Here is a 13,541-nt window from a genome sequence, read left to right on the forward strand (position 1 = left end):
GAATACCAAGATCAGTAGTCGTCAGGCTCGGGCCCGAAACGGTTATCGCCGTCCGCCGAACCCATGCAGCCGAAGACGACCACGATCAGCAACGGAACCAGGCTGATGAGCGCCAAAAGCGGAGCCTGCTGCGCCTGCATCTGCGCCTGGAATGTCTCGGGGTGATTGAAGTCCAGTGTCTGGAGAGCGGCGCTCATCTTCTGGATCGTGCCGACCGAGGCCGCGACGGCGACGAGTTTGAACGCCACGGCAATGGCCGCAATCCAGCCCGGCTTGCCCGAATCATGGAGGCGCCGGACAAAGGCGGCCACAAGCAGTGCGGCCATGATCAGCGACATCACGGCGTTAACCCAGAAGCTCAGCCGCATGGTCGAGATCATGCGGGTCTTCATCGAGGCCATGATGGCTGCCTCGTCGGGCCCAGCGTGCTTCGAGACGTTGCGGACCATGTCAACGGCCATGGCACCGCCCGCGAACACGCCTACCGCCAACGAGATGGCGAAATAGACCACCACGAGAAAGAGGACATAGAACCAGAAGGTGGTACGCGAATCGCGCCCCGAGAACGTGACGAGATTCCCCAGGCAGTGCCGGATCGGTTCCATCACGTTCATCGTTCCCCCTCCTCGTCCGCTTCGTCAGTACGCGCGCGCGACGTATATGCGCTCGACCGCCGGCGCACCGCTGAAGATGCAGGTGCCATCCACCGGTTCGGGATCGAGCGGCGTGTTGCGCATCGTCAACTTCAGGGCCTTGAGGCGCTGGACGACATCTTCCAGCTCCGCGCCCGTCGGACGCGACCATTGCACTTCGGCCCACCCCGGGTACTTGCGGCTCTCGGCGAAGAACGCAGCCAGTTCCTCGAAGCTCGAGACGCGGGTGATGTTGGCATCCCGCTTGGCCTTGGCCTCGTTGAAGAGCGCCGCCTGCAGGTCTTCCAGTTCACCTGCGGCGATACCGAGGAAGGCATCGCGCGACATCGCCTTGAAATTGACCTTGCCCGCCTCGTTCCACAACTGGTCACGGCGTACGACGGTGATCTGGCCGTTCTCGGCATCACGCCCGCCGATCTCGAGGATCAACGGCACGCCCTTCTTGACCCATCCCCAGCGCTTGAGCGCGGCCTTGCCGGGGCGCTTGTCGAGCAGGACGCGGACCTTCTCGCCCAGCGCCTGGCGTGCGCCGAGCGCCTTGCGCAGGTCTTCGCAATAGGCGAGCAGTTCGCCATCCTCGGGCTTGTCGCGCAGCATCGGCAGGATGACGATCTGGTGCGGCGCCACGGCGGGCGGCACGCGCAGGCCATCATCGTCGCCATGCGTCATGATGAGACCGCCGACCATGCGGGTCGACGTGCCCCACGAGGTGGTGTGGCACAGCTGCTGCGTGCCTTCGCGGTCCTGGTAGCTGATGCCCGCTGCCTTGGCGAAGCCTGTGCCGAGGTAGTGCGAGGTGCCGGCCTGAAGAGCCTTGCCGTCCTGCATCATCGCCTCGATCGAGTACGTCGCGGCCGCGCCGGGGAAACGCTCGTGCTCGGGCTTCTCGCCCGCGATCACCGGCATCGCGAGGACGTTCTCGGAGAACTCGCGGTACATCTCGAGCGCGCGCAGCGTCTCTTCCATCGCGCCCATGCGATCGGCATGCGCGGTGTGGCCTTCCTGCCAGAGGAACTCGCTGGTGCGCAGGAACATGCGCGTGCGCATTTCCCAGCGTACGACGTTCGCCCACTGGTTGGTCATCAGCGGAAGGTCACGCCACGACTGGATCCAGCGGCCCATCGCCTGGCCGATCACGGTCTCCGACGTCGGGCGCACGATCAGCGGCTCTTCGAGCTTGGCTTCGGGATCGGGCACCAGGCCGCCCTTGCCGTCGGAAACCAGACGATGGTGGGTAACGACCGCCATCTCCTTGGCGAAGCCCTCGACGTGCTCGGCTTCCTTGGAGAAGTAGGAGAGTGGGATGAACAGCGGGAAATAGCAGTTCGAGACGCCCGCGTCCTTGATGCGGTCGTCCATCAGGCGCTGCATGCGTTCCCAGATTCCATACCCCCACGGCTTGATCACCATGCAGCCACGAACACCGGATTCTTCAGCCATTTCGGCTTCGGCGATGACTTCCTGGTACCACTGCGCGAAGTCGTTCTCGCGCTTGGTCGTCAGGGCATGGCGAATTGCGGACACGGGCGTACTTTCTGTAACTGCATTCTGGGCGGTTCGGCCGCCCGCAAGGTGGAAAAACAAGGCGCCGGAATCACCGGCGCCAAGCCCTTGCGCAGATACTTATTTGCCGAGCGCGTCAAGCCTCTTCTGCATCTCCGCCATCTGATCGCGCAGGGCGGCGAGGTCCTTGTCCCCATCTTCCGACTTTGCGGCCGGACCTTCGTGCTTTTCGGCACCGGGCATGAACGCTGCCGAAGCGGCCCGGAACATCGCCATGTTCTGCTCGGCCAGCTTGGCGAGCGGGTTGTTCCCCAGGCTGTCCTCGAAGGCCTTGGCAAGCTTGCTCTGGTTGGCCCGGAAATTCTCCATTGAAGCTTCGAGGTAATGCGGGATCAGCGATTGCATCGAATTGCCGTACATGCCGATCAGTTCGCGCAGGAAATTGACCGGAAGCATCTGCTCGCCGTTCGATTCCTCCTCCATGATGATCTGGGTCAGGATGGTGTGGGTGATATCGTTGCCCGACTTCGCGTCGAGCACCTTGTAGTCGACCCCCTCGCGGGTCATCTTGGCAAGATGCTCCAGCGTGATGTAGCTGGATGAACGTGTGTTGTAGAGACGACGGTTCGCGTATTTTTTGATGATGACCGTGTTGTCGTCCTTGGATGCCTTGTCAGCCATAGCAGTCCTCAATCCTCTGTTGGCGACGAACGTACCCCCCGATATGTCGCGTTGCAACAGGATTTGCTGCGCAGCAATAGTTGCTGGAATGGCTAACTACCGCCGGAAACGACGTCCCAGCAGAGTTAAAAGTTCGTACTGGCTCAGACCCGTGGTCCGCGCGGCCTCCTCGAGAGCGTAGTCGACGCTCAGCCAGTCGCCTTCCAAAAGGTCCGGCGCGGCGCTGAGATCGACGATGGTAAGGTCCATGCTGACGCGCCCCAGCACCGGCAGCGCACACCCTCCGGGTGATCGCAGCACGCCTTTCCCCGACCAGCAGCGCAAGTAGCCGTCGGCGTAGCCGAGTGCGACGGTGCCCACGCGCATTGCGGTGCTGGCGGTGAAGGTGGCGTTGTACCCGACCGTCTCGCCCGCGGCGATGTCGCGCACCTGCAGCAACGCGGCCTGGGGGCGGACGACGGGACGGATGACCGGCGCCATTTCGGCGCGCGGCACACCCCCGTATAGGGCGATGCCCGGTCGGGTCACCTGCCCGTGGTAGGCCTCACCCAATGCAATCCCGGCGCTGTTGGCAAGGCTCGCGCGCTGGTGCGCAACGATCTGGCAGGCCTCGCGCCAACGCTGGCGCTGGCGTTCGTTCAACGGCGTGTCCTCCTCGGCCGCGACCAGATGCGAGATGAGCAGGTCGACGTCGAGCCCTTGCAGGACTTCGTTGCCCAGTTGCTCCATCGCAACGCCCAAGCGGTTCATGCCCGTGTCGACCATGAGGTCGCAGCGCCCGCCCCCCGACGCGATCCAGCGGCGGGCCTGCTCCAGCGAATTGATCACCGGCTTGACGCCACTGTGCCGCGCGTAAGCGACGTCGGATTCGAACAGCGGACCATGGAGCACCGAAACCATACCCGGCTCGAGTGCAGGCAGGACATCGGCGAGCTCGCCCCAATGCGCGACGAAGAAATCGCGACAGCCCGCGCGCAGCAGCAAGGGGGCAACGTGCGCCGCCCCGGTCCCGTAGCCGTTTGCCTTGATCGCCGCACCTGCCCGCGCCGCGCCCGAAAGCCGGTCAAGCGTGGTCCAGTTGGCGATCAGGGCATCGTCGTCGAAATCGAGGCGCAGCGGCGCCTGGAGGCAGTCAGGGTGCATCTTTTCCAAAATCACGCGGCGGTCCGCCTTGCAGACCCCAAAGGGAAATCAGCAACGCGAAGGCCACAACGCCCCAGGTATACCAGAGGCCCTGAAAGGGATTCCCGCTGCTCGCCACCATGTAGCTGGAAATGAGAGGCAGGAAACCTCCGAAATAGCCGGTGCCGATATGATAAGGGATCGACATCGAGCTGTAACGTATGCGGGGCGGAAACATCTCGGCCAGCAAAGCGGCCACGGGGCCATAGGTCGCTCCCGACAAGGCCATCAGCACGAGCAGCATCGCGGCGATCTTGAGGGCGGCCAAGGGCGCGGGGCGGACCCGCTCGAAGCTGTAACCGGCCGCGTGCAGCAAGCCGGCCAGACGCTCCTTGCGGGCCTTGGCGAAACTCCAGGGATGCGCGGAAAGATCCTCCACTTGCTCGCCGATGCGCAGCATGAGCGTATCGGAGGGGTAGAGCGTGTAAGTCACACCCAGTTCGGTCAGGTCGCCGAGGAGACTGGCACAAGGCGAGGCCTGCTCGGCCTTGAAGGGACTGTACGCACATCCGGGGCCCGCAACGAAGACCGGCACCTCGCGGTTGGTCTGCACGAGATGGGGATTGGCGCTCTCGCCCATGATCCAGAATGCGGGAAACAGCACGACCAGCGTCAGCGCATAGCCCCAGACGATCGGCTTCTTGCGCCCAATCCGGTCGGAAAGCGCTCCGAAGACCACGAAGAAGACCATGCCGATCGCGGCGCTGGCACCGATGATGACTTCGGCCGCGGTCGTCTCCATGCGCATCGCTCCCTTCAGGAAGCCGAGCGCCGAGAACATCGCGGTATACCAAATGACGGTCAGGCCCGCCGCGATGCCGAACAGCGCGATGAATATGCGCTTGCGGTTACCGGGGTACGTGAAGCTTTCCGTAAACGGATTGCCCGAGACCTCGCCCTCCGCGCGCATGGCCTGGAACACCGGGCTTTCCGATAGCTTGAGGCGCATCCAGAGGGATATTCCGAGCAGGACCAGCGAAAGCAAAAACGGCAGGCGCCAGGCCCAGGCGAGCCAGACTTCCTCGCTCAGCAAGGCCTTGCAACCCAGCACGACGATCAGGCTCAGCACGAAGCCGCCTACGACGCTGGCCTGGATGTAGCCGGTGAAATAGCCGCGCCGTTCAGGCGGGGAATGTTCCGAGACGTAGATCGCCGCGCCGCCGTACTCACCTCCGAGCGCCAGTCCCTGTAGAACGCGCAGTACCAGAACGATCACGGGCGCCACGAAGCCGATGCTCGACGCCTCCGGGATCAGCCCGACCCCGGCCGTTGCCACTCCCATCAGCGTGACGGTGACGAGGAAGGTGTACTTGCGCCCCAACCTGTCGCCCAGATACCCGAACAGGATTGCACCAAGCGGACGAAATCCGAATCCCACCGCGAAGCCGGCCCAGACAAGCAAGGTTTCCAGCGTCGCGTTTCCCGACGGAAAGAACGCCTGACCGATGATCCCCGCGAGCGTTCCGTAAATGAAGAAGTCATACCACTCGAACACCGTCCCCATCGACGATGCGGCAATGACGAGCCGTATGTCCGATGCGCTCGGTTCGCGAACGACGTCGCCCGTTTCCGCTCCTGTCATGAAGCACGTCTCTCCCCCTCGAACCTGTATCCAGGCCTCTCGGGAACGAGACTAGCGCTGCTGGTGCGTCGAGGAAAGAGCTTGTGACGCCGCGTTCCAGGCCAGCAGGACCGCCCCGTGCCTGGCCGGGTAATCGGGAACCGCCGCGAGAACCTCAAAGCCGGGCCATTCGGGCATCGCGCCGTCCTTGGCGAGCCAGAGACGAATGGCTTGCGCGCCCGCATCGATGTCGTCGGGCGTCTTGCCCGTCGCCCCCTTGGCAAAGATCGCGGCCGCCGCCTGTCCGATCGCACAGGCCTGTGCGGCGAGGCCAACGCGCATGACACGTCCCTGCGCGTCGCACGACAGGCCCAGACGCAACTGACTGCCACAAGTTGCCGATCGTGCCTGACCGAGCAGTGGGAGTGCCTCGTCGAGGGGATAACCGGCGAGGTCCACCGCAAGCCCCAGGACCTCCGGCGTATAAAGCACCGTCGCCATCAGTCCTCGTCCGGCGCAGTGGCTTCGGCGCGCATTGCGTTGCGGCGTTCGGCGATGATCTTCACCAGTGCCTCGCTGCTGGCGTTGATGAAGGGATAGGTGCGCGATTGGGTGATCCACGCGGGACGGCCCGAAGGCCCCCAGACCGTATCGTAGCCGAGCATCAGCACCGAGAAGCCCAGCACGATGACGATGACCCCCTTCATCGCGCCGAAGCCCAGCCCCAGTACGCGATCGATCGGACCCAAGACGGACTTGCGGCTGCGCGAGCCCGCCCACTTCGCCACGAGACGCACGAGAGCGTAAGGCACGATCAACAGCAGTGCAAAGGCCAGGACGCTGGCACTGCTTCCTTCGCCAAGAAAACCCTCAAGCTGGTAGGTCAGCGGAACATGCAGCAGGCGGATCGCGAAAATGGCGAATATCCAGGCGGATAGAGCCAATATTTCCTGTACGAAACCACGCAGGAACCCGGTGACCGCACCGATAGCGACGAACAGCAGCGCGACAATATCGAAACCTGTCATGGGTCGAGCTTCCTAGGCATCACCAAGGATACGGTCAACGAGATTGGGCAGCATGCCAAGACCCGTGAACGCAAGTCCCTTGCTCCCCTCTTCCGCGGGGGCCGAAGCTGGTCCGAAGGCCTTGGCGAACCCGAGCTTGGCCGATTCGCGCTGTCGGATCGATGAATGTGCGACCGGCCGGATTTCCCCGGCCAGCGAAACCTCGCCGAACCACACCGCATTGCTCGAAAGCGGCTTGTCGCCCAGCGCCGAAACCAGCGCGGCCGCGACCGCGAGGTCGGCCGCGGGATCGGACAGACGGTAACCGCCAGCCACGTTGAGATAGACTTCCGCGCTCGAAAAATTGAGCCCGCAACGCGCCTCGAGCACCGCCAGCAGCATGGCCATGCGCCCATTGTCCCAGCCCACGACGGCTCGCCGAGGCGTTGCTCCGCTCTGCAGCCGCACGATCAACGCCTGAATCTCGATCAGGACCGGCCGCGTGCCTTCCATGGCGGGGAACACCGCGCTCCCTGCCATCGGCTCGTCACGCCCCGAAAGGAACAGCATCGAGGGGTTGCCGACTTCGGCCAGCCCGGCGCCTTCCATCGAAAACACACCGATCTCGTCGACGGGACCAAAGCGGTTCTTGAGGCTGCGCAGGATACGGTACTGGTGGCTGCGCTCGCCCTCGAAGCTCATGACCACGTCGACCATATGCTCGAGCACGCGCGGCCCCGCGATATTGCCATCCTTGGTGACATGCCCGACGAGGATCAGCGTCACGCCGTTTTCCTTGGCGTAGCGGATGAGCTCGAAGGCACAGCCGCGCACCTGGCTAACGGTTCCGGGCGCCCCCTCGATCTGGTCGGAATGCATCGTCTGGATCGAGTCGATGACCAGAAGTGCGGGCGTTTCCATCGAACCCAGCGTGGTCAGGATGTCGCGCACCGAGGTCGCCGAGGCCATCTGGATCGGCGCCTTCGAGAGGCCGAGGCGCTCGGCCCTGAGGCGCACCTGCCCCGCCGCCTCCTCGCCGCTGACATAGACCGACAAGCCGCCCGAATTGGCGATGTGCGCGGAAACCTGGAGCAGAAGCGTCGACTTGCCGATGCCGGGATCACCACCCATGAGGATGGCCGAACCGGGCACCAGCCCTCCCCCCAGTGCGCGGTCGAATTCGGCAAGGCCGCTGGCCCGGCGCACCGGGAGCTCTCCGGGCGCATCTAGCGGCGTGAAGATTATCGGGCGCCCGCCGGAGGACAGATCGTGCTTGGACGAGAAGACGGTCTGGGGCGCTTCTTCGGTGAGCGTGTTCCATTCGCTGCAATCCGCGCACTGACCCTGCCAGCGCGTGGAAACGGCCCCGCAGGCCTGGCAGACATATCGACGTTTGGGCTTTGCCATGCGAGGGAGGTAACCGGAACGGAGCAAGAACGCAATTGCCTTTCAAGCGCTTCGGGTCCACCGTGGCGGCATGCGGCAAAAAGAACTGCGGATCGCACTGGTATGCTACGGAGGCGTCAGCCTCGCCGTCTACATGCATGGGGTCACCAAGGAGCTGTGGAAGGCCCTCAAGGCCAGCCAGTCGTTCTGGGCGGGAGAGCCACCGGAGGCGGGCAGTGTCGCGGTCTATCACCGCATGCTCGAGACCATCGCGCAACGGTGCGGCATTCGCCTGCGGGTCATGGCCGATGTCGTCGCGGGAGCGAGCGCGGGCGGGATCAACAGCGTCTTCCTGGCCCAGGCGATCCATTCCGGACAGTCGCTCGAACCGCTCACCAACCTCTGGCTGGAATGCGCCGATATCGACGCCCTGCTCGATCCCGAGGCACGTCCCTGGTCGGCGGCATCGAAATTCTGGGCGCGCCCGATCGTCTCGATCCTGCTCGGCCGGCAGGACAGTGCGATCCATGACAGCGTCGCCCCCGAAACCCGCAGCGAAGTGCACGAGAAGCTCTCGCGCCTGATCCGTTCGCGTTGGTTCGAACCGCCCTTCTCCGGCCAGGGCCTGTCGACAACGCTGGCCGCCGCCTTCGAGGCGATGGCCCGCGCCCCTGGCGGCGCCCCGCTGCTTCCTGCCCGCCATCCTCTCGACCTCTTCGTGACCGCGACCGATTTCAAAGGGCACCTTGAGGGTCTCAAGCTCCACTCCCCGCCACTCGTGCTGGAGAGCGAACACCGCCTGACGATCGACTTCCACGCCCGCACACCTGCGCAGGGCGGTTCCTCGCTCACCGCGGTGCCCGAACTCATTCTGGCGGCCCGGGCGACTTCGAGCTTTCCGGGCGCCTTCCCTCCACTGCAGCTCGCCGAGATCGACGACCTCGTCGCGAAGCGGGAAATGAACTGGCCAGGCCGCGACGATTTCCTTGCCCGGATCATGCCCGAACACACGCAGCGCGGCGATCTGGACGCGGTCGCGCTGATCGACGGCTCGGTGCTCGTTAATGCCCCCTTCCGCGACGCCATGAGCGTGCTGCGCAACCGGCCCGCCGCGCGCGAGGTCGATCGCCGGATCGTTTACATCGAGCCCACGCCCGATGCCTTCGGCGAAGCCGCACGGCGCCACCCCAAGGCGCCCGGTTTCTTCTCGGTCATTTTCGGGGCACTCTCCTCGATCCCGCGCGAACAACCGATCCGCGACAATCTCGAAGCGATCGAACTCGATTCGCGCGAGACCGCAACGCTGCGTGAGATCATCGAGGCCCTGCGCCCCGAGATCGAGGAAACCGTCGAGAAGCTGTTCGGGCATACCTTCTTCCTCGATCACCCGACGCCCTCGCGCCTCGCCAACTGGCGCGAGAAGGCGCACAAGGCCACGCGCGAACAGGCCGGTTTCGCCTATCACAGCTATGCGCAGATCAAGCTGACGGGGGTTCTCGAACGCATCGCGCGCCGCGCGCTCGAAGCCGCGCCCGAGCTCGATCAGGGCTCGACCAAACCGCTGGTCGATCGGCTTGTACGCCAACTGGCCGACGATGGCCTCGACCGCAGCCAGGGTCTGCGCAACGGCAGCTCGCCCAGGCTCATCGAATTCTTCCGCCGCTACGACATCGCCTACCGCACGCGGCGCCTTCGCTTCCTTGCGCGCCGCGTGACGCAGGAGCGCGAACAGGACCAGGGTGTAAACGAGAGCGACCGCGACAAGGCGCGCGATGCCATCTACGCCGCGCTCAGTCTCTATCAGGAGGCGAACTGGGGCGTGGCGCAGCGGGGCGCCTTCCAGGCCAGCGCAGCGCGTATCCTCGAGCATCCCTCCAAGGCGCTCAACGTGCTCGATAGCATCTGGCGATTGCAGGAAACCGACGAAAAGGTCGACGAGATCCTGACCGCAGCGCTATCCGAAATGCCCCGCAACTTGCGTCGGCGCATCCTGCTCGCGTACCTTGGTTTCCCCTTCTACGACGCGGCGACGCTTCCGATGCTGCGCGGCGAAGGGCTCAACGAATTCGATCCGATCCAGGTCGATCGCATCTCGCCCGAGGATTGCACCGCGATCCGGCCCGAAGGCGGCGTGTCGCCTCTGCGCGGCACCGAATTCTTCACCTTCGGGGCTTTCTTCAGCCGTGCCTACCGTGAGAACGACTATCTATGGGGGCGCCTCCACGGCGCCGAGCGGATGATCGATTTGATCGCCTCGACCGTGCCGTTAGACCACGCGCTCAGCCACGAAGAGCTGCGCAGCTTGCGCCGTGAGGCGTTTCTCGCGGTGCTCGACGAAGAAAGGGACCGGCTATGCGCCGATCCCTCCCTTGTCGATCAGGTTCGAAACGAGATCCTGTCGCGCGACTGAGGCCCGCGGGTCACTCGGTCAGGTCGCTCCAGGCATCCTTGATCCGATCGAAGAAGCCCTTCGATTGGGGGCATTCCTCGCCGGTCTCGGTTTCCTGCAACTCGCGCAGGATCTCGCGCTGGCGTGCGGTGAGCTTGGTAGGCGTCTCGACCGCGATCTCGATGACGAGATCGCCGCGGCCGCGCCCCTGCAGCACCGGCATGCCCGCGCCGCGCTTGCGAAGCTGCTTGCCCGACTGGATGCCGGCGGGAATGTCGACCGTGATCGGTGCCCCGTCGATACCCGGAATCTCGATCGATCCGCCAAGCGCCGCCGTCGTGAAGGTGATCGGAACGCGGGTGATCAGCGTCGTCCCCTCACGCTCGAACACCTTGTGGCGCTTGACGTGAAGGAAGATATAGAGATCGCCCGGAGGCGCCCCGAATGGCCCCGCCTCGCCCTTGCCGGACAAACGGATGCGCGTGCCGTTGTCGACGCCCGGGGGAATCTCCACCTCGATCGTCTGCGGCTTGTCGACGCGGCCTTCACCGCCGCACGAACGGCACGGCTTTTCGATCACCTCGCCGCGACCGTGGCAGGTCGGACAGGTGCGCTCGACAATGAAGAAGCCTTGCTGGGCGCGCACCTTGCCGTGGCCCGCGCACATCGAGCACGTCCGCTTGCCGGTGCCGGGCTCGGCGCCCGAACCCTCGCACGGTTCGCAGACCTGCGAGACCTCGATGGTGATCTCGGTCTTCTTGCCGTTGAAGGCATCCTCGAGCGCGATTTCCATGTCGAAGGGCAAGTCGGCGCCGCGGCGGGCCTGCTGGCGGCCACCGCCGCCACCGCCGAAGGCGCTGCCGAAGATGGATTCGAAGATGTCGCCGATATCGCCGAATTCGGCGCCCATGCCATGGCCGCCGTGCCCACCGCCACCGCCCATGCCCTGCTGGAACGCGGCGTGACCGAAGCGGTCGTAGGCGGCGCGCTTTTGCGGGTCCTTCAGGCAGTCATAGGCTTCGCTGCACTGCTTGAAGCGGGATTCGGCCTCAGCATCGCCCGGGTTCTTGTCCGGGTGGAAGCGCATGGCCATCCGGCGATAGGCCGACTTGATCGTCTTGTCGTCGGCATCGCGCGAAACTTCGAGGAGTTCGTAATAGTCGATTTCGGTTGCTGACACTGTGGTCTCACCTCCTTCGATGCCGCAAGGCGCCCCCGGCGCGTTGAGCACCGACGACGCCCTGCAGTTTCATCAGGACTGTCAGCCCTTGTTGTTTTCGTCGACTTCCGAGAATTCGGCATCAACCACGTCGTCGTCGGCCTGGGGAGCCGAAGCGCCCGCGTCGGCGCCGCCGGCAGCCTGTTCCTTCTCGTAGATCGCCTGGCCCATCTTCATCGCCACTTCGGTGAGGGCCTGGGTCTTGGCGGTGATCTCCGCGACATCGGTGCCTTCAAGCGCGGTCCTGGCAGCGGCGATCGCGGCCTCGACTTCACCCTTCAGGCCAGCGTCGATCTTGTCGCCGTTCTCGACGAGCTGCTGCTCGGTCGCGTGGACAAGGCTTTCGCCGTTGTTCTTGGCTTCGGCCGCCTCACGACGCTTCTTGTCTTCCTCGGCGAACTTCTCGGCATCCTTGACCATCTGGTCGATGTCGGAGTCCGAAAGACCGCCCGAAGCCTGGATGCGGATCTGCTGTTCCTTGCCCGTGCCCTTGTCCTTGGCGGACACGTTCACGATGCCGTTGGCGTCGATGTCGAAGGTCACCTCGATCTGCGGGACGCCGCGACGTGCCGGCGGGATGCCGACGAGGTCGAACTGGCCGAGCAGCTTGTTGTCCTGCGCCATCTCGCGCTCGCCCTGGAACACGCGGATCGTCACCGCCTGCTGGTTGTCTTCGGCGGTCGAGTAGACCTGGCTCTTCTTGGTCGGGATCGTCGTGTTGCGGTCGATCATCTTGGTCATGATGCCGCCCAGCGTCTCGATGCCCAGCGAAAGCGGGGTCACGTCGAGCAGCAGCACGTCCTTGACGTCGCCCTGGAGAACGCCGGCCTGGATCGCCGCGCCCATGGCCACGACTTCGTCCGGGTTCACGCCGGTGTGCGGCTCCTTGCCGAAGAATTCCTTCACGACTTCGCGCACCTTGGGCATGCGGGTCATGCCGCCCACGAGCACCACGTCATCGATATCCGCAGCCGAAACGCCGGCGTCGGCCAAGGCCTTCTTGCACGGGTCGAGCGTGCGCTTGATAAGATCCGCAACCATCTTCTCGAGGTCCGAGCGGGTGATCGTCTCGACGAGGTGAAGCGGCGTGGTGGCGCCACCTTCCATGCGCGCGGTGATGAAGGGCAGGTTGACTTCGGTCGAGGCGGTCGAGGACAGCTCGATCTTGGCCTTCTCGGCCGCTTCCTTCAGGCGCTGCAGGGCCAGCTTGTCGGTGCGGAGATCCATGTTCTCCTTGGCCTTGAACTTGTCGGCCAGCCACTCCACGAGCTTGGTGTCGAAATCTTCACCGCCCAGGAACGTGTCGCCGTTGGTCGACTTCACCTCGAACACGCCGTCACCGATCTCGAGGATCGAGACGTCGAAGGTGCCGCCGCCAAGGTCGTAGACCGCGATGGTCTTGCCGTCGTTCTTGTCGAGGCCATAGGCGAGCGCGGCCGCGGTCGGCTCGTTGATGATGCGCAGAACTTCGAGACCCGCGATCTGCCCGGCGTCCTTGGTCGCCTGGCGCTGCGCGTCGTTGAAGTACGCAGGCACCGTGATGACCGCCTGCGTGACCGTTTCACCCAGGTACGATTCGGCGGTTTCCTTCATCTTCTGAAGAGTGAAGGCCGAGATCTGCGAGGGCGAATAGTCTTCGCCGCCAGCGTTGACCCAGGCATCGCCGTTCTTGCCCTTGACGATGGTGTACGGGACGAGCTCGGTGTCCTTCTTGGTCACCGGATCGTCGAAGCGGCGGCCGATGAGGCGCTTCACCGCAAAAATCGTGTTGTCGCCGTTCGTGACCGCCTGGCGCTTGGCCGGCTGTCCGATCAGGCGTTCGCCGTCCTTGGTGAAGGCGACGATGGACGGCGTCGTGCGCGCGCCCTCGGAATTCTCGATGACCTTGGGCTTGCCGCCGTCCATGACGGCAACGCAGCTGTTGGTGGTGCCAAGGTCGATACCAATTACTTTACCCATT

At 64.5% G+C, this 13,541-nt stretch carries 11 protein-coding genes; 1 reads left to right on the forward strand and 10 read right to left on the reverse strand.

Annotation, left to right across the window (positions count from 1 at the left end; all coding sequences use genetic code 11):
* Nucleotides 1-11: 11 nt before the first annotated feature.
* The 8 genes from HT136_RS11380 to radA form a co-directional block, all read right to left on the reverse strand.
* Nucleotides 12-614, reverse strand: coding sequence for a DUF805 domain-containing protein (locus HT136_RS11380; protein ID WP_214199892.1), 603 nt, complete (start codon nt 612-614; stop codon nt 12-14).
* A 24-nt stretch (nt 615-638) separates the two neighbouring features.
* Nucleotides 639-2,177, reverse strand: coding sequence for a proline--tRNA ligase (proS, locus tag HT136_RS11385; protein WP_214199893.1), 1,539 nt, complete (start codon nt 2,175-2,177; stop codon nt 639-641).
* Nucleotides 2,178-2,276: 99 nt separating this feature from the next.
* Entirely contained in the window at nt 2,277-2,837 is a 561-nt protein-coding gene (gene phaR, locus HT136_RS11390) for a polyhydroxyalkanoate synthesis repressor PhaR (RefSeq protein ID WP_214199894.1), read from the reverse strand.
* A 96-nt stretch (nt 2,838-2,933) separates the two neighbouring features.
* A complete protein-coding gene (locus HT136_RS11395) occupies nt 2,934-3,980 on the reverse strand; it encodes an alanine racemase (RefSeq protein WP_214199895.1) in 1,047 nt (348 codons plus the stop codon).
* The gene (locus HT136_RS11400) at nt 3,970-5,601 is read right to left on the reverse strand and encodes an MFS transporter (protein ID WP_214199896.1); all 1,632 of its coding nucleotides are present in this window, start codon (nt 5,599-5,601) and stop codon (nt 3,970-3,972) included. Before HT136_RS11400 ends, HT136_RS11395 begins: the two co-directional genes overlap by 11 nt.
* Before the next feature lie 51 nt (nt 5,602-5,652).
* Complete coding sequence (locus HT136_RS11405) at nt 5,653-6,081, reverse strand: iron-sulfur cluster assembly scaffold protein (protein ID WP_214199897.1); 429 nt, start codon at nt 6,079-6,081, stop codon at nt 5,653-5,655.
* Complete coding sequence (locus tag HT136_RS11410) at nt 6,081-6,608, reverse strand: CvpA family protein (RefSeq protein ID WP_214199898.1); 528 nt, start codon at nt 6,606-6,608, stop codon at nt 6,081-6,083. Before HT136_RS11410 ends, HT136_RS11405 begins: the two co-directional genes overlap by 1 nt.
* A 12-nt stretch (nt 6,609-6,620) precedes the next feature.
* A complete protein-coding gene (radA, locus tag HT136_RS11415) occupies nt 6,621-7,994 on the reverse strand; it encodes a DNA repair protein RadA (RefSeq protein ID WP_214199899.1) in 1,374 nt (457 codons plus the stop codon).
* Nucleotides 7,995-8,064: 70 nt separating this feature from the next.
* Between radA and HT136_RS11420 the strand changes: the two genes are divergently transcribed.
* Nucleotides 8,065-10,383: a patatin-like protein gene (locus HT136_RS11420; RefSeq protein WP_214199900.1), complete on the forward strand. Its 2,319-nt coding sequence runs from the start codon at nt 8,065-8,067 to the stop codon at nt 10,381-10,383.
* Between the two features lie 10 nt (nt 10,384-10,393).
* On the opposite strand, the gene dnaJ is transcribed toward HT136_RS11420, so the two are convergent.
* Both dnaJ and dnaK read right to left on the reverse strand, forming a co-directional pair.
* On the reverse strand, nt 10,394-11,542 hold the full coding sequence (dnaJ, locus tag HT136_RS11425; protein ID WP_214199901.1) for a molecular chaperone DnaJ: 1,149 nt from the start codon (nt 11,540-11,542) through the stop codon (nt 10,394-10,396).
* A gap of 81 nt (nt 11,543-11,623) precedes the next feature.
* Entirely contained in the window at nt 11,624-13,540 is a 1,917-nt protein-coding gene (dnaK, locus tag HT136_RS11430; protein ID WP_214199902.1) for a molecular chaperone DnaK, read from the reverse strand.
* Between the last annotated feature and the right edge of the window lies 1 nt (nt 13,541).

It is taken from the genome of Novosphingobium profundi (assembly GCF_018491765.1).
In the GTDB taxonomy this organism is placed as follows: Bacteria; Pseudomonadota; Alphaproteobacteria; order Sphingomonadales; family Sphingomonadaceae; genus Novosphingobium; species Novosphingobium profundi.